At 70.9% G+C, this 21224-nt stretch carries 16 protein-coding genes; 13 read left to right on the top strand and 3 right to left on the bottom strand.

The window, feature by feature from the left end; genetic code table 11:
* The first annotated feature begins 26 nt into the window (after positions 1 to 26).
* The 7 genes from ACFWFI_RS05860 (at position 27) to ACFWFI_RS05830 (ending at position 8287) form a co-directional block, all read left to right on the top strand.
* Positions 27 to 332 carry a helix-turn-helix domain-containing protein gene (locus ACFWFI_RS05860; protein WP_387385961.1) on the top strand — a complete coding sequence of 102 codons (306 nt, stop codon included), beginning with the start codon at positions 27 to 29 and terminating at the stop codon, positions 330 to 332.
* Between the two features lie 461 nt (positions 333 to 793).
* Positions 794 to 1723 carry a hypothetical protein gene (locus ACFWFI_RS05855; RefSeq protein ID WP_387385959.1) on the top strand — a complete coding sequence of 310 codons (930 nt, stop codon included), beginning with the start codon at positions 794 to 796 and terminating at the stop codon, positions 1721 to 1723.
* Positions 1724 to 1947: 224 nt separating this feature from the next.
* Positions 1948 to 2367: a hypothetical protein gene (locus ACFWFI_RS05850; RefSeq protein WP_387385957.1), complete on the top strand. Its 420-nt coding sequence runs from the start codon at positions 1948 to 1950 to the stop codon at positions 2365 to 2367.
* Positions 2368 to 2517: 150 nt separating this feature from the next.
* Positions 2518 to 6045 (top strand): NACHT domain-containing protein, encoded by a 3528-nt coding sequence (locus ACFWFI_RS05845; RefSeq protein WP_387385955.1) that lies wholly within the window; start codon positions 2518 to 2520, stop codon positions 6043 to 6045.
* 399 nt (positions 6046 to 6444) lie between these two features.
* A complete protein-coding gene (locus ACFWFI_RS05840; RefSeq protein ID WP_387385953.1) occupies positions 6445 to 7068 on the top strand; it encodes a TetR/AcrR family transcriptional regulator in 624 nt (207 codons plus the stop codon).
* A 51-nt stretch (positions 7069 to 7119) separates the two neighbouring features.
* Positions 7120 to 7791, top strand: a complete 672-nt coding sequence (locus tag ACFWFI_RS05835; RefSeq protein WP_387385951.1) for an enoyl-CoA hydratase-related protein — start codon at positions 7120 to 7122, stop codon at positions 7789 to 7791.
* A gap of 40 nt (positions 7792 to 7831) precedes the next feature.
* On the top strand, positions 7832 to 8287 hold the full coding sequence (locus tag ACFWFI_RS05830) for a PaaI family thioesterase (protein WP_387385948.1): 456 nt from the start codon (positions 7832 to 7834) through the stop codon (positions 8285 to 8287).
* Between the two features lie 70 nt (positions 8288 to 8357).
* On the opposite strand, the gene ACFWFI_RS05825 is transcribed toward ACFWFI_RS05830, so the two are convergent.
* A complete protein-coding gene (locus tag ACFWFI_RS05825; protein ID WP_387385946.1) occupies positions 8358 to 8744 on the bottom strand; it encodes a GNAT family N-acetyltransferase in 387 nt (128 codons plus the stop codon).
* A gap of 78 nt (positions 8745 to 8822) precedes the next feature.
* Positions 8823 to 10784 carry an acyl-CoA dehydrogenase family protein gene (locus ACFWFI_RS05820; RefSeq protein WP_387385943.1) on the bottom strand — a complete coding sequence of 654 codons (1962 nt, stop codon included), beginning with the start codon at positions 10782 to 10784 and terminating at the stop codon, positions 8823 to 8825.
* Positions 10785 to 11167: 383 nt separating this feature from the next.
* On the opposite strand from ACFWFI_RS05820, the gene ACFWFI_RS05815 reads away from it, so the two are divergent.
* On the top strand, positions 11168 to 12253 hold the full coding sequence (locus ACFWFI_RS05815; protein WP_387385940.1) for a BTAD domain-containing putative transcriptional regulator: 1086 nt from the start codon (positions 11168 to 11170) through the stop codon (positions 12251 to 12253).
* On the opposite strand, the gene ACFWFI_RS05810 is transcribed toward ACFWFI_RS05815, so the two are convergent.
* On the bottom strand, positions 12254 to 12931 hold the full coding sequence (locus tag ACFWFI_RS05810; RefSeq protein ID WP_387385938.1) for a cutinase family protein: 678 nt from the start codon (positions 12929 to 12931) through the stop codon (positions 12254 to 12256). It abuts the gene before it with no gap.
* A 158-nt stretch (positions 12932 to 13089) separates the two neighbouring features.
* On the opposite strand from ACFWFI_RS05810, the gene ACFWFI_RS05805 reads away from it, so the two are divergent.
* The 5 genes from ACFWFI_RS05805 to ACFWFI_RS05785 all read left to right on the top strand — a co-directional run bounded on the left by ACFWFI_RS05805 (position 13090) and on the right by ACFWFI_RS05785 (position 21220).
* Positions 13090 to 14763 carry a PLL family lectin gene (locus ACFWFI_RS05805; RefSeq protein ID WP_387385935.1) on the top strand — a complete coding sequence of 558 codons (1674 nt, stop codon included), beginning with the start codon at positions 13090 to 13092 and terminating at the stop codon, positions 14761 to 14763.
* 420 nt (positions 14764 to 15183) lie between these two features.
* Positions 15184 to 16704: a peptidoglycan DD-metalloendopeptidase family protein gene (locus ACFWFI_RS05800; RefSeq protein WP_387385993.1), complete on the top strand. Its 1521-nt coding sequence runs from the start codon at positions 15184 to 15186 to the stop codon at positions 16702 to 16704.
* A gap of 16 nt (positions 16705 to 16720) precedes the next feature.
* Complete coding sequence (locus tag ACFWFI_RS05795) at positions 16721 to 18754, top strand: family 43 glycosylhydrolase (RefSeq protein WP_387385933.1); 2034 nt, start codon at positions 16721 to 16723, stop codon at positions 18752 to 18754.
* 241 nt (positions 18755 to 18995) lie between these two features.
* Entirely contained in the window at positions 18996 to 19805 is an 810-nt protein-coding gene (locus ACFWFI_RS05790) for an FHA domain-containing protein (RefSeq protein ID WP_387385930.1), read from the top strand.
* A complete protein-coding gene (locus ACFWFI_RS05785; RefSeq protein ID WP_387385928.1) occupies positions 19802 to 21220 on the top strand; it encodes a serine/threonine-protein kinase in 1419 nt (472 codons plus the stop codon). Before ACFWFI_RS05790 ends, ACFWFI_RS05785 begins: the two co-directional genes overlap by 4 nt.
* Positions 21221 to 21224: the final 4 nt, after the last annotated feature.

Genomic DNA, 21224 nt, shown 5'->3' with positions numbered 1-21224 from the left:
AACTATACCGGTATTAGAATGGGGGAATGGTCAGGTTGCCGCTCACCCCCGCCGAGGTAGAACGCGGACAGCGCCTCGGCGCCCTGCTCCGCCGAGCCCGGGACTGCCGCTCGATGCTCGACGTGGCACTCGCTTCGCACATTTCGCCGGAGACTCTTCGGAAGATCGAATCCGGCCGCGTGGCCACCCCCGCCTTCCCGACCGTCGCAGCGATCGCCGGCACCCTGGGCCTGTCTCTCGACGCGGTCTGGGCCGAGATCAGCCGGGCGGAGCACACCATTGAGGATCAGCCGGTCCTGCCCGTCGCACGGCATGCATCGCTGGTTTCGTAGCGCCGCGCCCAGAGGGTCAGCGGTTCAGCGACCGCGCTGTGCCGGTACGCCTGCCCGCATGCTGATCACCTCGTCGACCAGCCCGAGCACGCGTCGGTGCAACACCTACCGCCCATCACCTCGTCGAGGCCCCTGTCGGGCTTCTCGAAGGGGTGGACACCCTCACGAATCTCGTGGTCAGCGCCTCTTCTTCGGGCCGCTGCGGTGCGCGACACGTAACGCGGACGGCGGCGGCTCGACGTGGCGACGTAGGCGCGGCCCACCGGCCCTACCCCTTGAATATTCGCTGGGCCCTCCGCCGTGGGCGAGGCACAATTCCCGGGGAACCGGGGTGAGGGAGAGCTTGTTTGGACGTGTTCGCGTGTGCCGGGTGCGGCACCGAGCTGACGGCACCGATGTCCCGAGTCGCCCTCCCGGTCCACACCCATCACGGAGGCTGGGAGGAACTCCATCCTTCACTGATGGAACCCGCGACGTACGCCGTCGACCCCCGGCCCACCGGACCGCCCTGGCGGTTGTGGGAGGAAGTCGGAGAGGAGGCGGCTGCCCGGCAGGGCGTGTACGCGCCGGTGCACTCCGTCTCCTTCGGGGCGCGGAACCGGATCGTGATCGCCCCTGGCGACTCCCGGTCCATGGTCCTGATTTTCGAGAAGTGCGAGGGCTACTGCCGAGGTGTGGACGGCCGGGCCGGCCCCAATTCGGCGTGCGAGGGGTGCGGGCATCCCGTGGCTACGCGCATGGACGACTGCGGAGTGTGGCAGACGGTATGGCTGGAGCCCGACGCGACCGTACGCCGCCCCTTGGGGCTTTCGGCCGGGCCGCCTCCTGACTGGGGCGAGCTGAAGCGCGCCGAGCACCGCGTCCCGCCTGTCGAACCCGATGGGTCGTGGAGCCGCCGGTGGGAGGCGGCGGTTGGGGTCGCGATGGCCCACCTGGTGGTGGCCACCGGGAACCGCCCGGTGGCCCTGCCCGCCGGCCCCGTCGCAGAGCTGCTCAGCCATGCCGTCGGGCTCTGCCTCCCCGCTGGGCCGGATGCCCACTCCGTGGGGCTGGCCGGTCCGGGGATGCGCCCGTCTCGGCCCCGTCCTGATGTCCTCCTCGTCCCTCGCCACCCCCTCACGGGTGAGCCCTGGCGGCCGCCCGGCGACGAGGCGGCTGTGGTGCCGCTGGACAGCGGAGTCTGGGCGTACCTCGCCCACCCGGGCGAGACCTCGCCGGTGCCCGCCGTCGGCGTTCTCCCGGAGGGCGTCCTGCGCGACGACTACCCATTGCCGCCGCGCCCCTGGTACCCACTGCGACCCCACCTCGGCGCTTTCGAGTACACCCTGGTCGGGCTGCCCGCCATCCGCGCCCTCCGGCTGCGCGGGTACCACGACGCGTACCAGTCATGAACGTCCGACTGGGCGTCTACGGGGCCGAGATCGCAGCGGTCCGCTGATCGTGTCCGGTTCGGATCTCAGTCCCTTTGATCCGGCAGTACTTTCCCGGTGGTTCCCGCAGGACGGGGGATGGGTTTCCTGTTCAGCTCAGGCAACCGCTGGGCACAAGTGGCGTGCGCTGCTGCTCAGTTGGGGCTTAGAGTCGTACTCCCTGAGGTCGTCGGAAAGGGAGACGCGTGGAACCCGTGGCAGCGGACCTTCTCATGGCCCTGGCGAGCGGGACCGCCGGGGCCGCCGGACAGAACCTCTGGGAACGGCTGCGTGCCCTCGCGCAGCGGTCCCCCGCCCGGCAGCCCGACGCCGCACAGAGCGACGACACACAGGGCGACGGCGAGCCGGCGGTGGGCGAGCTGGTCGTGGCCCTGGACGAGGACGCCTCCGACGAGCAGCGCGCCGCCCGGCTGGCCGAGGGCCTCGCCCTGCGCGCCCGCCAGGACCCGGCGTTCGCCGAGGCCCTCACCCTGTGGCGGCGGGAGGCGGAGCAGTTGTCCACCGCGCCGGCCGGCGGGGGCACCCAGCACCAGGAGATTTCGGGAGGCACCCAGCACAACGTCGTCTTCACCCGCGACGTCCACGGTTCCATCGACCTGGGCTGACCGGGGAAGCGAAGGCGAGGGGAGGGGACGGGCGTGGCGGGCGGCGGGGGAAGCCGGGCGGCCGGCGGCGACGGCTTACACCAGGAAATCTCGGGGGGAACCCAGCAGAACGTCGTCTTTGCGCAGGTCATTGAGAACGTCTCCCTTCACGTGGATCACGACCTCCCCGCGGTGCACGGTGCCGGCGGCCTCGGTCTCGGTCGCGGCCCCGACCGCGGCCTCGGCACGGTGGTCCTGCCGTCCGCCGTCGTTCTGCTCGGGGTGTTCCTGCTCCTTGCCCGCCCCGAGCTCCCGCTGCCCGCGGGGCTCGACCCGGGGCCGGTGACTGGCGGTTGGTCGCTCCTCGTGGGCGCCGTCGGATGGGCCGTGTGGTCCCGGGTGCGCAGGGAGCGGGCCCGTCGACGCCTGGCCGCCTGGCGCACCAAGCGCAACCTCGCCCGCGCCGCCGAGGCTCTCGCGGAGGGCCTGGCTGTCCGCTACGACGAGGACGAACGCCTGACGAGGATCAACGACCCCTACCCGCTGGACGTCGCCTGGACGACCCCGGAGGCGGAGGAGGAAGGAGCCGCAGGGGAGGAACAGGAGGGGGCCGACGCCGAGGAACAGCACCCGTCGGCACACCCCGCCGCGCCCGAAATCGCCGACTACTACACCGCCACCCCCGCCCGCCGCCTGGTCGTCCTCGGTGGTGCCGGGGCCGGCAAGTCCGTGCTCGTCCTGCGCCTCGCCCACGCCTTGCTGCACCGCCGCGCCAAGGGCTCCGGTGACCCGGTGCCGACGGTCGTGTCCTTGGCCTCCTGGGACCCGGACCAAGGACTGTTGCGCTGGATGGCGGACCAGCTCGCCGACGCGCACCCGGAGGCATGCACCCCCGTGCCCGAAGCGCCTGCCGCGGACGTCGCCTTCCACCTCCTCCTCACCGGCCGGGTCCTGCCCGTACTCGACGGCTTCGACGAACTCCCCGAGGACCGGCGGGCCGCCGCCCTCCACCAGATCAGCCAGACCATGCGCGGCCGCCGACCGTTCGTGCTGGCCAGCCGCGAGCCCGAGTATCGCGAACACGTTCCCGACGAGGTGGACTTCGAGCGCACCGAGATCCGCCTGAGCCCACTCGGCGACGCGACCGTACGGGCGTACCTCGGCCCCGGTCAGGCCCACACCCGCTGGACACCGGTCCTGGACCGGCTCGCCGACCGCTCATCCGCCGCACCGCCCGAAGTGCGGCGGCTGCGCCAGGTGTTGAGCGTTCCGTTGATGGTGGGTCTGGCCCGGGTCGCGTACGCCCACACCACCGCCCACCCGTCGGAGCTGCTGGAGCCGGACGCGTTCGGGTCCCGCGCCGACATCGAGCGCCACCTGTACGACGCGTTCCTGGACGCCGTCTACAGCTCCTCGCACGACATACAGGCGGCGCACGGCGGCTGGTCGCCCCAGCAGGCGCGCACCTGGGTCGGTTTCCTCGCCGCCCGGATGAAGGCGGCGAACGAACAGGACCTCGCCTGGTGGCGCCTGGACGAGACCCTGCCCCGGTTCGTCGCCGTGCTCGTCCTGGTGCCGGCGCTCCTCGTCGGCCCGCTGTCGGTCGCGGGCCTCACCTTCGGCCTGCCGTGGTGGCGACAGTGGCTGCCGCTGCCGTCTCTGCCCGGCGCGTACGCGATGCTCTGCGGGCTGGTTCTCGTCGCGGAGGCGGCCGTTCGGACCGCCGGGCGGCAGGAGCCGCCGCGCAGGCTGCACCGGCCCGGCCGCGAAGACATCCGGGACGCGCTCGCCAAGTGGCCGGACCGGGCTCGGGCTGTCCTGGCCGCCTTGGCGATCGCCGCCGCGGGGACGGCCGGCTTCCACTGGGGCGGCTGGTGGTTGTTCCCCCTGCCCTACGTCTATGGCGTGGTGGGGTGGTGGTACGGGCGCCGGGTCCTGGGGCGCGTGTGGCGCAGCGCCGATCCGGCCCTGGCCGACACCCCGGCCGCCCTGCTACGGGCGGACCGACGAGGCGTGCTCACCCTGGGCTGGTTCGCCCCCCTCCGCCCGGACAACGAAGTGACACCGCTGCGGTACGTCCTCCTCCTGCCGTCCGTGATGCTGCTCGCCTGGCAATTCATGGGAGGTGGTGGGGACGTCGTCACCCATCGCGACTGGGCGTTGATGGCCGTGGCGATGCCGGTGTTCTGGCTGCTGTTCTCCTTCGGTTCCTCAGCGTGGGGCGGGTTCACCATGGCCCGCCTGTACTTCTGGGCCACCGGCCGGCTTCCCTGGCACCTCCTGCCGTTCCTGGAGGACGCGCACGCCCGCGGGGTGCTGCGGCAGGCCGGCGGCGTCTACCGGTTCCGGCACATCGAGCTGCGGGACCGTCTCGCCCGCGGCGTGCCGGCCGAGGTGCTCGCGCAGCCCCGGACTGCCCCCGGGCGGGTTCGCCGGGCTGTGGCCATGATGCTCGTCCTCGCGGCCTCGGGCGGGCAACTCGTGGTGGGCTCCGGTGCGGTGGTCGCCGAGCGCCTGCCGGGGCCGGTCCGCTCGCTGCCCGCCGCCTGCGCACTCCTCGACCCGGCGGACCTGGCCCGGCTGATGAAGGACCCCGCCCAACTGGGCGCCGCCGACGGCGCGTCGTGCTCGGCGGGCGAGCAGGCCCCGTTCAGCCGCAACGTGTCCATCGACATCAGCCGGATCCTGGTCGCCGGCGACGGCTTCGTCTTCAGCGGGCCCGAGAAGGCCCGGATCCACTACGTGGAGCTACGCGGCCAGGCGACCAACGCCGCGGAGAGTGTCGCGTCGGCCGGCGGCTTCCACCGGGATCTCAGCGGCCTGGGCCACGAGGCGTACCTGGCCGTCTGGTCCGGTTGGTCCGACCCGACGGGCCGCGTCGAGAGGCCGAGGGCGACGGCCAGGGTCGGCGTACGGATCGGCAACGCCCTGATGCAGCTCGACTACACCGAGGAATTCGCCTCCTTCGAACGCGCCGCGGAGATCGCCCAGATCCTGGCCCGCCAGGCGCTCCGCCGGGCGGACATCGCCGGGACCCGGCCCCGCGAGCGGGATCCGAAGCCGGACGTCGGGGGTACCACCAAGCCGGCCGTAGACCGGCCTCTCGCCTCCGTCCCCCCGCAGTCGGCCCTCCCCGCCAAGGACCACCGCTTCGTGTTCTACAACCGGCGGGCGGCGGGTTCGGTCTACGGCGCGACCTGGCAGGGAGACGAGCGCTCCTATCTCTGGCAACTGCACCTCGCCGACTTCATCTTCCGCGCGCCCAAACACATGAACTGCCGCTCCGGCGACACCGACCGCGACGACCCAAGTACGTACACGTGTACGGCGGCGCCCGACCACGTCAAGGCGGGCTTGCTCCCCGAGCTGCGTCTGGAGATCCGCAGCCTGCGGTGCGGGGAGAACTGCACCGACGAGCGGACGGCCGAATTCATGCGCACCGCCCCCCACCAAGCCGCCACCACCTGGACGGAGCGCAACGAACGGACGTACTACGCGACCGACTTCGTCGGCGACAGCCGCTACCGCATGGCCATGAAACGGTTCTGGGCCTGGCAGAACAAGAGCGAAGGCACCAAGCAAGCCTTCCTGCTGTGGGTGCGCATCGAGGTCCCCTCCGAGCACCGCGCCCTGGCCCAGAAGATCGTCAACGACATGTACGCGCAGACGGGTGCCGCCGAGACCATGCAATTCGACTGATCCTGTCCCGGCCGGCTCGCCTCCCGGATGACCTCTTCGCTGACGCGGGGCCGTAGGAGTCGGCTGTGTCGATGAACTGGCCGCCCAGTTCCATGACACGGCGTCCGGGGCGGATGCGCCGCTCGTTCCGGATCGGGGGATCAAGGTCCGGGGATCCTCGCGCGGAAACCGTGGTCACACCGCGGCAGGTAGATGAGTGGATCAGGCGCCGCGTGGAGGGGGCTCGCACACTGCGGTCCGTCGTGCGGACCAGCCACCCTTGCATGCTCTATGCCATAGACCATAAATTAGGTACCGCGGACATGCCAACAGCAGGCACCCCGCACATCTGCGCCACCGGAAAGAGGCCCACCCATGGCCCGATTGCTGGATCGCGACATGTGAACAGGAGGCAGCATCATGAGTCCCCGCAAGAGCGACACCCGCGAAAAGATGCTGCGCAGCACGGCCGCCCTGCTGCGCGAGTACGGGGCGAGCGCGACCAGCATCGACCGGGTGCTCGCCCACAGCGGCGCCCCACGCGGCTCCGTCTACCACCATTTCCCCGGAGGCCGAACCCAGCTGATCGAAGAGGCCGTCGCGCTGGCCGGCGACTTCATGGCCGGAGTGATCCACTCGGCGATGCAGGCCGACGACCCGGTCGAGGCCATCGACGCGTTCTTTGCTCCATGGCGCGACCGGCTGATCGAAAGCCGTTTCCGGGCCGGATGCCCGATCGTGGCGGTCGCCGTGGAGACCAACGACGACGCCCCGCACCTGGCCCGGAAGGCGGGCGCGGTCTTCGCCGACTGGCAGGACGCCTTCACCGCCATGCTCCGCCGCCATGGCCTGCCTGAGGAGCGCGCCCGCCGCCTGGCCGCCCTCGTCGTGGCCGCCGAGGAAGGCGCGATTGTCATGTGCCGGGCCCAGCGGAGCACCGGCCCTTTGGAAGCCGTCGCCGCAGAGATCCACGACCTGCTCTCCCACATCCTGACCACCCTGCCGCAGACCGAAGCGCCGAAGGCCACCGCCTCGGACTCCTGAACTCCGCACAGCAGCTGACCGGTTGTCCCCGTACTGCCCCAAGGAGCCGCCATGCCCACGCTCGACCGCCAGGACAACGTGTTCGTCCTCGACCTCGGCGACGGCGAGAACCGCTTCAACCCCGACTGGACAGCCGCGGTCGACGCGGCCCTGAACGAGGTGGAGAAAGCCGACGGGCCGCGCGCCCTCGTCACCGCGGCCGGCGGCAAGTTCTACTCCAACGGCCTGGACCTGGACTGGCTCTCCACCCACGCCGAGCAGTACCAGGGCTACATCGCCGCCGTCCAGCAGCTCTTCGCCCGGCTGCTGTCGCTGCCCATGATCACCGTGGCCGCGGTGCAGGGCCACGCCTTCGCCGCCGGAGCCATGTTCACCCTCGCCCACGACTTCCGGATCATGCGTGCCGACCGCGGCTTCTGGTGCCTGCCCGAAGTCGACATCAACGTCCCCTTCACCCCCGGCATGGCCGCCCTCATGCAGGCCCGTCTGCACCCGCAGACCGCCCACGAGGCCATGCTCACCGGCCGCCGCTACGGAGGCACCGACGCCGAGACCGCCCGCATCGTCGACCATGCCGTCACCGAGGACGCCGTCCGTACCACCGCTCTGGAGATCGCCCGAACCCATACGGCGAAGGCGGGCGACACCCTCGGCACGATCAAGGCCCGCATGTACGCCCCAGCCCTGACCGCCCTTCGGGACACCACCAACCCGCTGGGCTGACCTCCACCGCGCCCCCGTACCGCCTCATCAAGGAGAACGCATGACCACCACCGACCTCGCCGCCATGACCGGTCTGGAACTGCTGCGCTGGGTACAGAGCACGGACAGCGACGACGTTCCCTCCATACGCCGCCTGATCGGCATGCGCTTCGACGAGGTCGAGCACGGCCGCACCGTCATGTCCCTGAACACCCGCCCCGACTTCGCCAACCCCCTCGGCACCGTCCACGGCGGTATCGCCGCCACCCTCCTCGACTCCGTCATGGGCTGCGCCGTCCACACCACCCTGCCCGCCGGTGTCGGCTACACCACCCTCGAACTCAAGGTCAACTACATCCGCGCAGCCCGCACCGACGGCCAGACCCTCACCGCCACCGGCACCGTCATCCACGCCGGACGGACCACCGCCACCGCCGAAGGCAAGGTCCTCGACGAACGCGGCAAACTCATTGCCCACGCCACGACCACCTGCATCGTCCTGCCGCCGGCCGGCTGAGTCGCGCCGCCGGACGCCGCCAGGCAACAAGAGCGCAGACCGGGATGAAACAACGGGACGAAATGCCCTCTCAGCCCTCCGAGCCCGGCTTCCAGTCCTGGACGAGGAGTCCGAGCAACACGTCGTCCAGGAACTCGCCCATCACCCAGGCCGAGGAGCGCAGCACGCCCTCCAGCCCCAGCCCGATGTGCGCGGACCGGTTGTGGTTGTCGATGTCCCACAGCGTCGCGGTGCCGACCAGTGTGCCGCCGTCCAGCTCCACCACGGAGAACGGCACGTGCCGTTGCTCCGTGTCGTCCACCACGAACCGCGAGTCCTTCGAGCCGGGCGTGATCGGCCGCCACGGCCGGACTTCGGACCGGGAGTAGTTGGCCACGTCGTCGTAGAGCTCGGTCTGCAGGATCTGGATGTCGTCCTCGTGCCGGGCCCTGAGCCCGACCTTGCGGCCTCTTGGCATGCAGGATTCCTATCCGACCCGTCCGGCCGACGGCAAACCGATTGGCGGTGGGCGCAGTTGGCGAATCCTGCCCCCGGATCAGCCGACCAGGTCGGGCGCGCGCAGCATCTCGGGCGGGATGCCCCAGGCATCGACGAGGTCGACCGCGAGGGGCCGGACCTTGCGGCAGAGATCGTTCACCTCGCGGCTGATCGCCTTGGAACGCTGGACGGTCAGCCGTCCGTGCTCCATGAACCACGCCCGGTCCGCCTCGATCGTCGACAGGGCGAACAGGTCGCACAGCAAGCCCAGCGCGACCTTGTTGCCGCTCTCCGGCAGCGCACGCACCTTGTCGACGAACGCCTCCAGCACCAGCCGCTCGACGTGTGCGTGAGCGACCGCGATGACGTGGTCCTGCACCTGTGAGAAGACGACGCCGGGATTGCGCTTCTGGTCGATCCCGCGCTTGAGCCGACGGGCCACGCCGGCGAGCATGTGCTCCTCGCGGTAGCGGAGCATGGCCAGCTGGTATTCAGAGTCGAACAGGCCGGCTTCCTGGTCCCACTCGTCGCCGCCGGGCAGCAGGTCACGTACCCGTTCGAGCAACTTGTGGACCGAAGTCTTCTCTATGACCGTCTCGACGGCGAGGTTGGTGACGTAGCGGACCATGCCGAGCTGGTCCAGGTCCTCGAACTCGCTCGCGTAGTGGGTGAGCAGGCCCTTGGCCACGAGCTGCATCAGGACGTGGTTGTCGCCCTCGAAGGTGGTGAAGATGTCGCTGTCGGCCTTGAGGGCGGCGAACCGGTTGACGGCGAGATAGCCGGCGCCGCCGCACGCCTCGCGGCACTCCTGGACGACCCGGGTGGCGTGCCAGGTACCGAGCGCCTTGGTGCCGGCGGCCCGTGACTCCAGCTGGCGCCGCGCTTGCGCGTCGTCCTTGATGCCGGAGAAGACTTCGTGCAGTTGCGTGCGCACGACGTCCTGAGCGAAGTGCAACGCATACGTACGCGCGATGAGCGGCAGCAGACGACGCTGGTGCAGACCGTAGTCGAGGAGCAGTTGCTCCTCTGCGTCCGAGGCCGCCTCGAACTGCCGGCGCCGCACGGCGTACTTCGTGGCGATCACGAGGGCGACCTTGGCGGCATTGACCCCGGCGCCACCGACGCTGACCCGGCCCTGCACCAGCGTGCCGAGCATGGTGAAGAAGCGTCGGTCGGGGTTCTCGATCGAGCTCTCGTAGACGCCTTCGGTGGTGACATCGGCGAACCGGTTGAGCAGCGCCTCGCGCGGCACCCGCACGCCGTCGAACCAGATGCGGCCGTTGTCCACACCGTTGAGGCCCATCTTGCGGCCGTCGTCCTCGATCCGGACGCCCGGCGCCACCTCGCCGGCGACCCGGACCGGCACGACGAACGCGTGCACACCCTCGGACTTCCCGCCCACCTCGAGCTGGGCGAACACGACCGCCAGCTCGGCGTGGCGCGCCGCGTTGCCGATGTAGTCCTTGCGCGCCTGCTCGCCGTGTGTGGTGATGACGAATTCCTGGCGTGCGGGATCGTATTTCGCGCGGGTGCCGAGCGCCTGGACGTTGGAGCCGTGCCCGGTCTCGGTCATCGCGAAGCATCCCATCAACCGGCCGGTGATCAGGTCCGGCAGATGGGCGTCGTGGTGGCGTTCGGTGCCCAGATGCAGGATCGCGCCGCCGAAGAGTCCGAACTGCACGCCGACCTTCACCAGCACCGACAGGTCGCCGAAGGCAAGCGTCTCGAACGCGGCGATCGAGGCTCCGATGTCACCACCCCCGCCGTACTCGCTCGGGAAACCCATGCCGGTCTGGCCCGTCGCAGCCATCTCGACCACGAGCTCACGCACCCGTTCGCGAAACGCGTCGACACCGAGTTCGTCGGCCTCCTCGAGTACGGAGGCATACGTCACCAGGTTGGTTCGGACGAGGTCGCGGATCTCGGCGTACTCACCGTCGAGCACCTCGGTCAGTGCACGGACGTCGACCTCGGGCTGCACGTAACCGCTCGCAGCAGTGGATGTGTTGTCAGTGGCCATGCCAGTTCGCTACCCCGCCCAGGGGCGATCAAGCGGTCGACCGGGGCTATCGGGGCCATACGAGTGGAGGCGCGGCGAGGTCACCGAGCACGTGCATTCCACGCCACACCCGGCGGGTTCTCCGAAAGCCCACTCCACGTGCGAGGTCGGCGGCACGGGCAGTCACTCCCCTGGTCGGGCCGGATACGGCGTCGTCCCACGCGCTCTCACACTCACCCACAGCGCGGACACTCCAGGCCCGCCACCGGCGGACGGGCGCCCGAAAAAAACAGGCGGGTGCGTGTGTCACTCCGGATCGTTCCGGATGCCCTGTCCGACGCTCCCCCCACTACCTTGTCGACGGCGCCCGCAAGACCGACCCGTACGGAGCCCGGGGAGCAGCGATGCCGACGACCGTCACCACCTTCCGTCCTACCGCCACCGTGCTCAGACTTCAGGAGCGCCGGCTGCTCTCCGCGGTCGGCTGCGGCCTGCGGGACGACGAGATCGCCGCTGCCCTCGCCATCCCCGAGGACGCCGTGGCCGAGCACCTCGCGCGGATCCTGGTGAAGCTCGGCCTGCGCGACCGGGCCGCCGCCATCGTCCACGCCTTCGACTGCGGTCTGGTCGTCCCCGGACGTGGCCCCCGCACACGGTCGGTGGGACCGGTCCCACGGACCGGCGCCGTGCGAGCGGCGGGACCGAAGGTACGGATCTCCCTGCTCGGGCCGCTGCAGGCATGGCGGGACGGACGGCCCCTGAACCTGGGACATCTGCGCCAGCAAGCCGTCCTGGCGGCCCTGGCTCTGGGCGCGGGGCGGCCCCTCAGTCAGCAGGAACTCCTCGATGACGTATGGGGGACGGAGTCACCCGTCGCGAACGTGGTGCCGGTGTACATCTACCGGTTGCGCAAGGCTCTGCGCGCCGGAGGCGGTCCGGACCCGGTCATCGAGCGCGGACCCCGTGGATACCGGTTGGTCCCCGGTGCGGTCGATGTGGACGTGGCACGCCTGGAGGAACTGGCCACCGGCATCGGGAAGGCCGATCGGGCCGGCGAACCGTTCGAGACGGTCCGCCTCTGTTCCCGGGCCCTGGAGCTGTTCCGCGAGGAACCGCTGGCCGGTCTGCCGGGGCCGCTCGCCGAACTGGAGCGGCTGCGGCTCACCGAGCACAGGATCGCCATCGCACAGAAGAAGTTGACCTGGCAGCTGCGCCTCGGCCAGGACGCCGAGGCGATCGCCGAGCTGTTCGCCCTGTCGGCGGCGTACCCCCTCAACGAGCCGCTGGCCGTGATGCTGATGCGCGCGCTCTACCGGAACGGACGCCAGGCCGACGCACTGACCGTGTTCGAGCGCGCCCGCCGCCGTCTCGCCGATGACCTCGGGGTTTCTCCGAGCCGGATGCTGCGGCGGACGCGCCAGCTGATTCTGCGCGGTGACGAAGCCGGCCCCGGGATCCTCCCCTTGGCCGGGTCCGTCACCGGCGCCTGATCACCAGGAGGCGGGATACCAGGCGCCGTTGTACCACGTCTCGTTGGCGCCGTCGTTGTGGTGATCCATGTTGAAGTCGTTGGGGTAGTTGTTGACGTGGTTGGCCGGGTACGTCCAGATGCCGGCGGACTCGTCGCAGACGTAGTCCCAGTGGCAGATCGTCTTGACCGGCACGTTGCCGAAGAACGTGTCGGCTCCGGCGAGCGGAGCGCCGATGATCCCGCCGAACGGCACCGATCCCCCGCTGGCGCCCGGGCCGCCCTGTCGCTTGGGATCCGCGATCAGAACGGCGTTGACGTTGCCGAAGGTCTGCCAGTTCTCGGTGACCCAGGTATGCACCACCGCGGCGCCCAAGGAGTACCCGCCCATCTTGACGTGCTGGCCCGGGCACACGGCACGTTGGTCGCGGACCAGCCTGTTCAGCTCATTGACGCCTGCCCGGGCGCTCGCGCCGTTGGGAATCTGGGTGGGGTACCCGACGTGCTGCTGGATGTTGCCGGTGAAGCCGTCGTTGTTCCAGGAGCTTCCCGTGCCGCCGACGACGATCGTGTAAGTGCCCTCGCACGGAGCCGCTGCCGCTTCCGCCGTGGACGCCTGCGCCGTGGACGCCTGCATCACCGAAAGCCCTGCCGTCAGCAGAAGTCCGGCCGACGCGGCCGTCATCCTCTTCGCTCGCATTCGATCCTCCGCATGTGGTCTGCCTACGTCCCACGAGATTGGCAGCGGCCGATGACATCCCGATGAAACGCGCGGCCGGGCCGATTCCATCGGCATTTCATCAAGGCTTTCTACTGTCGGGCCGCTAGCGACCTGAGTTCACGACGGAAAGGCACACCATGGCAAGAAGCGGCTTACACCGCGCATTCACGAGACTGGCCCTGGTGGCCGGCCTCTGGGCGTTGGTCATCGGAATGACCGCCTCGGTCGCCGTCGCCCGGCCCGAACCTGTTCCCGGGCCGGGGCCGGGGCCGGGCGACGACCGGTCCGGTGTCTCCCGGTACTTCAGCGGCCCGGAAGGCCTGGCCATTCCGACCGCGCCATGTGATCCGGCCGGTCCGTCGGCGACCGACGGCGTCATGGCCGACCAGCTCAACCCGCAGCTCAACGCGAAGATGGCCGGCTACCTGAACGCGTACAAGGTGTCCTGCGCACGGATGGTCACGCAGGCGGTGAAGGACCGGGGGCTCAACCCGAGAGCCGCGGCGATCGCCATCGCGACGATCATCGTGGAAACCAGCATGAACAACTACTCCGAGGCCGTCGACCACACCAGCATCGGGCTGTTCCAGCAGCAGGACTGGTGGGGCACCCGGGAGCAGCGCCTGAACCCGGCCTACGCCACCAACGCCTTCCTCGACGCGATGGAACAGCTGTATCCGGGCGGCTCGTGGAACGACGCGCCGATCGGCGACGTGTGCTGGCGTGTGCAGCAGCCGAGAGAGGACCTGCGGTACCTGTACGGAATCGAGGCGGGTGACGCCACACTGATCGCCAACGCGTTGTGGTCCGGTACGAGCGTCGGCCCCAAGCACCCCTACGCCTCCGGCAGAGTCGTGTCCGGGCGCTCCGCGGACGGACGCCTCGAGGCCTTCGCCGCCGGTGCCGACGGGGTGTATCACGCCTGGCAGACCGCGGTGAACGGCGACTGGTCGCCATGGCGGTTCGCGGGCGGTCCCCGCAATGCCCAGCTGGCGGTGGCGTCCAACGCGGACGGACGGATGGAGCTGTTCGCGCTGTCGGACAGCACGCTCGATCACATGTGGCAGACCGGGCCCAGTGCGGGGTGGTCCGCCTGGGAGAACTTCGGCACCGGAGGGTACCGGCTGGCGGCGGGCAACAACGCCGACGGCCGGATCGAGGTGTTCGCCTCCAACTCCGACGGAGTGTTCCACCGCTGGCAGACCGCGCCCAGCGGCGGTTGGGCCGGCTGGGAAGGCACCCACGGAGGCCCGGCCAACGCGCGACTCGCCATGGAGAACGCGCCTGACGGGCGACTCGAGGTCTTCGCACTGTCCGACTCGACATTCGAGCACCTGTACCAGAACGGCGTCAACGGCGGGTGGTCCACCTGGGAGAACTTCGGCACCGGAGGACGCGCCGTCACCGCCAGCCACAACCAGGACGGCAGGCTCGAGGTGTTCGCCTCCAACGCCGACGGGGTGTTCCACCGCTGGCAGACCAGCCCGACCTCGTGGTCGGCGTGGACCGGCACCGGCGGGATCCCCGACGCTGAGCTGGCCACGTCCCGGTCGATCGACGGACGGGTCGAGGTGTTCGCGATCAACGCCACCACCGCGAGCCATGCCTGGCAGGCGGCCCCGAACGCGGCGTTCTCGGAGTGGGAGAACTTCGGTGGCGGCGGTACGTCAATCGGAGCGAGCAACAACGCCGACGGTCGCATCGAGGTGTTCGGCACCAGCCACGCCGGCGTCTATCACCGGTGGCAGACCGGCTTCGCCACCTGGTCGGAATGGGCCTGGCTGAACGATTCCGGCCCCGCGATCACCTAGGGCCTTTCGTTCGGACCAGGCTGGATCAGGGAGCGGGGTCCGGTGCCGTGCGTCGCAAGGCGGAGGAGGGAGTCATGGCGGAGCCATGCCGACCGACAACAACGCGGCGAGGCGCGGCACCAGGGCACACGAGCCCAGCATGATCCGAACGAGAGACCCCAGGGCCTCTCGTCCGGGGACCATGAGGACGCCCCTCCGCCTTGCGATGCACCGCATCCGACGCCGCGCTGATCCACCGGGCATTGCGGGACAGCCCTTAGCCGACGTGCGCCCACCTGTCAGTCCGTAACCTTCCGGGGTCTCCCGGGCCCGCACTGTTGCTAGCTTCCGTACCGCCCGTCCGCACGGCCCCGACCGTCCATCCCACTCACCCCGAGACTGCCAAGGGGAGGAGGACTCGTGCTTCCTGGGCTTTTCCGACTGCTTCCAGGGCTTTCCCGACGCGCAATGACCTTCGTTCTCGCGTCGACAGCCGCACTGCTACTGCCCACGCTGCTACCCGCGACTCCGGCCGCAGCCGCCCGGACCGCCGCTGCCGCCGCCGCGGCCTGCCCGGCCGCCGGCTTCGTGTCCCAGCACTTCCACAGCGGCCACAACGGCGTCGACATCGCCAACGCCGTCGGCACGCCGATCCACGCCGTGGGCGATGGCGAGGTGACCATCTCCGGGTACGACAGCGGCTACGGCCAGTGGATCCGGGTCCTGCATCCCGACGGGAGGATCTCCGAGTACGGGCACATGATCCGGCGGGACGTCGCCGTCGGCGACCGCGTCGTGGCCGGCCAGCAGATCGCCCTGATGGGCTCCGAGGGGCAGTCCACCGGCCCCCATCTCCATCTGCGGATCTGGGGAGACCGGTCCACCTCCTACGGTGTCGACCCCGAGGTCCACCTCGCGGAGCGCGGCGTGGTGCTGCCCTGCACCCCGGGCAGCGGCCCGCGGCCCCAACCGCTGGTGTATCCGGCGGAGTCGGGCCGGGTCGTGTCGGCACGGTCGGCGGACGGGCGGCTGGAGCTGTTCGCCGCCGGAGCCGATGGCATCCACCACGCCTGGCAGCAGAATGCCAACGGCGACTGGTCGGAGTGGGAATCGCTAGGCGGGCCCGGCAACGCCGAACTCGCCATCGCGCCGAACGCCGACGGCCGCCTGGAACTGCTCGCCATCAACGGGAACACGTTCGAGCACCGCTGGCAGCTGAGCCCGTCCGGCGACTGGTCGGGATGGGAGACCTTCGGCGGTGGCGGCCGGGACACCGCGGCCGGTGTCAACGCCGACGGCCGCATCGAGGTGTACGCGTCAGGTCCGGCCGGGCTCTTCCACCGGTATCAAGTCGACCCGAACGGCGGCTGGTCAGGATGGGAGTCCACGGACGGCGGCCCCGCTGACAGCCGGGTGGAGATGGAGAAGGCACCCGACGGACGCCTGGAGGTCTTCGCTCTCAACGGCACCACCTTCCAGCACCGGTACCAGACCGCCCCCAACGGCGGCTGGTCCTCGTGGGCCGGATTCGGCGAAGGCGGCCACGACCTGACGGTCGACCACAACGCCGACGGCCGTCTGGAGGTCTTCGCCTCCGGCCCGGTCGGCGTCTTCCACAAGTACCAAACAGGTGCCACGAGTTGGTCCGAATGGGAACCCAAGGGCGGCCCCGCCGGCTCACAGCTCACCAGCGAGCGCACCCCCGACGGCCGCGTAGAGGTCTTCGCCATGAACGGCACCACCGCCATGCACATCTGGCAGACGGCCGTGAACGCCCCCTACGGCGACTGGGCGCCCTTCGGTACCGGCGGCACCGAGGTCGTCGCAGCCACCAACGCCGACGGCCGCATCGAGGTCTTCGGCACCAGCCACGCCGGTACCTTCCACAAATGGCAGACCGGCTTCGCCACCTGGTCCGACTGGATCTGGCTCAACAACTCCGCCGGCCCCGCAGTCGACTGACCCCCTGAAGGAAATCATGCTTCCGATCAGCAGACGGAGCCTGCTGCGCGGTGCGGCCGGCGCCGGCGCCCTCCCGTTCCTGGGCGCCGGCCCGGCCGTCGCCGCCGCGCCCTCCGAGGACGCCCCGCCCCCTCACCAGGTCGGCGCGGGACCCTTCTCGTACGTCTACGACCCGTCCACCTCCGCGGGCCCGCGCTATCTCAACGACCACACACTGATCGAGGCCCAGGGCCGCTGGCACCTGTTCGGCATCGTCGGGAACAGTGCTCCGCGCGGCGAGTCTCCGGACAGTGCGGCAGAGATCTCGTTCGCCCACGCCTCCGCGCCGAGCCCGCACGGGCCGTGGGCCGGCCATCCCGACGCGCTCACCGTCGACCCGTCCTATTTCGGTGAGGAACACCTGTGGGCGCCGCATGTCATCGAGGCCGGCGGCAGGTTCTGGATGTTCTACGCCGCGGGCGGTGCGAATGGCGCGGCGATCAACCTCGCCACGTCGACCGACCTGTTCACCTGGACCCGCGAGCCGTCCGGCCCGCTGTTCCGAGGACTCGCGGCGCGCGACCCGATGGTGCTGCGGGTCAGCGGCGAGTGGGTCATGTACTACACCGAACTCTCCGGTCCGGGCGGCCACCATGTCGTCAACTACCGGCGTTCCGCCGATCTGCGCCACTGGGGCGAGCCGGGCGTGGCGTTCACCGACGCGAGCACGGATGCGACCGTCTCGGTCACCGAGTCTCCGTGCGTCGTCGAACGGGACGGCTGGTACTACCTGTTCATCGGTCCGCGCAACGGCTACGAGGGCACCGACGTCCTCGCGTCGCGGGACCCGTTCCGCTTCGAGCTCGCCGGATACGCGGGGCACGTGCCCGGTCACGCCGTGGAGGTGTTCCGCGACGGGGAGAACTGGTACGCCTGCGCCGCGGGCTGGTTCCGGAACGGGCTGTACGTGGCGCCCCTTTCATGGCGGGACACGCCACCGCCGTGGCAGAGTCCCGACAACCCGGTGGCGGGCCTCGACGTGGACGGCCGCCTGACGGTGTTCGCGCTCGACTCCACCGACCGCGCGATGCTGCGGCGCGTACAGATCGACCCGCACACGGACAGCTGGTCGGAGTGGGAGCCCTTCGGAGGGCCGGCCGGCGCGGTTCCCACGCTCGGACGCACCACCGACGGCAGGCTCGAGGTGTTCTCGCTCGCCCCGGACGGTGCCAACCTGCACCACCGGGTACAGCGGCCGGACGGCGGCTGGCACGACTGGGAGGAGTTCGGCGGCCCGGCCGGTTCCGCCCCCGCCGTCGCCCGCGACGCCCACGGCCGGCTGGAGGTCTTCGCCCTGAGCCCCGGCGGCGCCTCCATCGCGCGGCGAAGGCAGAAGTCGGCCGGGTCCCTGGTCTGGGACCCGTGGGAACCCGGATTCGGCGGGGCTGCGGGCGCGCCACCGGTTGTCGCGGCGAACGCCGACGGCCGGTTGGAGATGTTCGTCCTTGCCCCCGGTGGCTCGGGCATCGACCACCGTTGGCAGGAAGCCCCCGGCGGCCCATGGACCGCGTCATGGCACCCGTTCGGCACCGCGGCCGGCGCCGCGCCCCGGGTGGCCAGGGACGGCAGCGGCCGGCTCACCGTCGCCGCGATCGGACCGTCGGGCGTGGGAACCTTCGTCCGGCGGCAGGCCGTGCCGAGTGGCGGTTGGGACGACTGGCTGCCGCTGTTCGGCTGGAGCGCCGCCGCCCCGGCGTTCGCCGTGAACGCAGACGGCCGACTGGAGGCGTTCTCCCTGACGCCCGGCGGAGCCCGGCTCGGCCACCGCTGGCAGGTCGCGCCCGGCGGGGACACGCATCCCGGTGCGGAGTTCGGCGAGCCCGGCATCCGGCTCGTCGCCACGCCCACGACGGCGCTCGACGCGGCCGGGCGGCTGCACGTCTTCGCCGTCACCACCGCGTGCCGGGTACGGACCCGCGTCCAGGCCCGGCCGAGCGGCGGGTGGCAGCCGTGGACGGCCTTCGGCGATCGCACGGTCGCACCCCTCGTGTCGGGCAGCCCCGCTCTTTGAGCGGAGCGTGCGGATCCCGCCATGTGAACGGCCTCGGTGCTTCGTCCGCGCCGCCCCTCCCGACGCCGGCTCCTGCCCTCCCCACACGGTGACTTTCCCCACTGTGCGCGGTCCGGAACAGGTCATCCACGGCCCCGGTCGACCGGTTCCGGCGATGTGGCCGAAGTACGCCGGTGAACTCCCCTGAGAGATGAGTATCGTTCCGCTGGTCCGACAAGCGACGCGTGGATCGGGGGGAGCGGTGAGCGGCGTGATCGTCCATCTGCCGCAGGGAAGCGGTGGCGCCGACGGCGCCGAACCGCACGGTGACGCGGTGACGTTACGTCTGGGTCCCGGCGAGGTCGCCCGCTTCGGACGGGGCTCCACGCGGATCCCCGTAGAGATGCGCCTCGACGACCCGGCGATCTCCCGGCTCGCCGGGGAGATCCGTGTGACCGACGACCACTGGCAGTTGACGAACCACAGCACCACCCACAGCTATCTCGTGGAGAACCCGGAGGGAGCTGGGGAATACCTGAGGGTTCCGCCGCGACGCGTCGGGGCGCCGATCCCGTTCGAGTTCGCTCGCGTCGTGCTGCCCACGCGCGGTGACGTCACGATCTCCTTCCAGGTGTTCGCTCCCGACCACATCTATCTGGACCCGGAGGCCATGGGCGTCCCTTGGGGGAACAGCACGGTCACCGCGTACTCCCTGAACGAGACCGCCACGTACTTCCTCGTCCTGGTCGCGCTCTGCGAACCGCGCCTGCGCGACCAGTCGCGTGTGGCGGTCCCCACCACTCCCAAGATCGTCGAACGGCTCAGGGGGCACCTCACCTGTGGCGCGCTGACCGCGCGGGCGGTCAGTTCGCACATCGACTACCTCGCCGAGGAGAAGCTGCGCATCGGCGTCCCGGACGCCCACGGGCCCGGCAAGGGTGACCGCCGCAACGGCAAGCGGGAGGAGATCGTCGGGCTGGCGCTGCGGTTCGGGCTCGTACGGGAGGAACACCTCGCGCTGTTGCCGCCCCTGGCGGGGGTCGGCGGGCGGGAGCGGCAGGCCGCACGATGAGACCGCCGCTCGGCCTGGAGGACACCACGGGATGCGACCGGACGGACCTCCTCCCACCCGGCTATCAGGTCGGAAACTGGGTGGTCACCCAACTGATCGGTTCCGGGGGCTGGTCCACGGTGTACGCGGCGCGACCGGCCGATGGGCACCCGGGCCGAACCGGCGGGACCGCCACGCCTCCGGGCCCCACCGACGTCGCGCTCAAGATCATGCCGACCGCCCGGCTCGCGCCACGCCAGGCACGCCGGATCGTGGAATCCGCGCGCCGCGAGGTCGAACTCGGGCGCAGGGCCGGGCATCCCCGGCTGATCGGCCTCCTGGGGTCGTTCGTTCTCGCCGCACCCGACCGCCCCTCCCTGGAGGGCGCGATCGTGCTGGTCATGGAACGGGCCTCCGGCAGTCTGCGGGAACAGGTCGACGCGGGGGTGCCCGAGGCCGATCGCGGCCGGCTGATCGCGGGCATCTGCGAGGGACTGGCCCATCTGCACCGGTCGGGCTGGGTCCACGCCGATCTCAAGCCGGAGAACGTCCTGTTGGGCAGGGACCGCTCCGTGAAGCTCTCCGACTTCGGTCTCGCCACCGAGCTGACGGGGACACATGGATACGCGCCTCCAATGGGCACCCTGGACTACTTCCCGCCCGAGCGCTGGAGGGCGCCCCTCGGCGAACTCGGCGTGCGGGTCCGGCCGACCGCGGACATCTGGGCGCTGGGCATCGTCATCCACGAGGTGTTCGCGTCGGGCGGTTCACCGTTCGCCGGGGCCACGCCCGTGGCGCGGGGCGCCGCGGTCCAGGAGTACGGCGAGGGGCGTGCGCCACTGCGCATGGACCACGCGGTGCCGCCGTTCTGGCGCGCGCTGGCCGCCGACTGCCTCGCCCCTACCCACGAGGCCCGCGCCCTCCACACCGCCGAGAGCCTGCTCGCCCGCATCGCCGCCCACCAGGAGACGCCCAGGGCGGGGGCGGGACGGCTGCGCGGCCGGGCCCGCGCCGCCGTCCTGGTCACGGCGCTGTGCGGGATGGCCGGCGCGACCCTGTGCTCGGACGCGGTACGGGCGACCTCGGCAGCACCGCCCGGCCGTGCGGGCGCCACGACGCCCGGCACGATCCGCGTGTACAACGCGGAGCGGGGCTGCCGGGAGCGGCTCGACCGGAACCCGCGATGCAGCTTGGGTCTGGCGATCGATCCCCTGCAGCCCTACACCGCGGAGAACGTCGTACCGACCAGGGTGTGGCACGGCGACGTTCTCACCGCCGACTGCCAGGTGCCCGACGGGGAGCCCATCATCGACGAGGAGGACCGTCGGTCCACCCGCTGGTTCCGCGTCCGGCTCCCGGCCGGCTCCGAGCCCGCCACGGGTTGGCTCCCCGCCGTACGCACCGAGGAACGCCCGGCGCTGCCGGAGTGCCTCTAGTGTT

Origin of the sequence: Streptomyces sp. NPDC060209 (assembly GCF_042728155.1) — a bacterium.
Taxonomy (GTDB): Bacteria; Actinomycetota; Actinomycetes; order Streptomycetales; family Streptomycetaceae; genus Streptomyces.
The sequence above is the reverse complement of the archived record's forward strand: the minus strand, read 5'-3'. Positions and strand labels throughout refer to the sequence as shown.

Coding starts and splice junctions, on each gene's coding strand:
- ACFWFI_RS05860 (WP_387385961.1), top strand. CDS start 27: ATGGTCAGGTTGCCGCTCACCCCCGCCGAGGTAGAACGCGGACAGCGC.
- ACFWFI_RS05855 (WP_387385959.1), top strand. CDS start 794: ATGGAACCCGCGACGTACGCCGTCGACCCCCGGCCCACCGGACCGCCC.
- ACFWFI_RS05840 (WP_387385953.1), top strand. CDS start 6,445: ATGAGTCCCCGCAAGAGCGACACCCGCGAAAAGATGCTGCGCAGCACG.
- ACFWFI_RS05835 (WP_387385951.1), top strand. CDS start 7,120: ATGCCCACGCTCGACCGCCAGGACAACGTGTTCGTCCTCGACCTCGGC.
- ACFWFI_RS05830 (WP_387385948.1), top strand. CDS start 7,832: ATGACCACCACCGACCTCGCCGCCATGACCGGTCTGGAACTGCTGCGC.
- ACFWFI_RS05825 (WP_387385946.1), bottom strand. CDS start 8,744: ATGCCAAGAGGCCGCAAGGTCGGGCTCAGGGCCCGGCACGAGGACGAC.
- ACFWFI_RS05820 (WP_387385943.1), bottom strand. CDS start 10,784: ATGGCCACTGACAACACATCCACTGCTGCGAGCGGTTACGTGCAGCCC.
- ACFWFI_RS05815 (WP_387385940.1), top strand. CDS start 11,168: ATGCCGACGACCGTCACCACCTTCCGTCCTACCGCCACCGTGCTCAGA.
- ACFWFI_RS05810 (WP_387385938.1), bottom strand. CDS start 12,931: ATGCGAGCGAAGAGGATGACGGCCGCGTCGGCCGGACTTCTGCTGACG.
- ACFWFI_RS05805 (WP_387385935.1), top strand. CDS start 13,090: ATGGCAAGAAGCGGCTTACACCGCGCATTCACGAGACTGGCCCTGGTG.
- ACFWFI_RS05795 (WP_387385933.1), top strand. CDS start 16,721: ATGCTTCCGATCAGCAGACGGAGCCTGCTGCGCGGTGCGGCCGGCGCC.
- ACFWFI_RS05785 (WP_387385928.1), top strand. CDS start 19,802: ATGAGACCGCCGCTCGGCCTGGAGGACACCACGGGATGCGACCGGACG.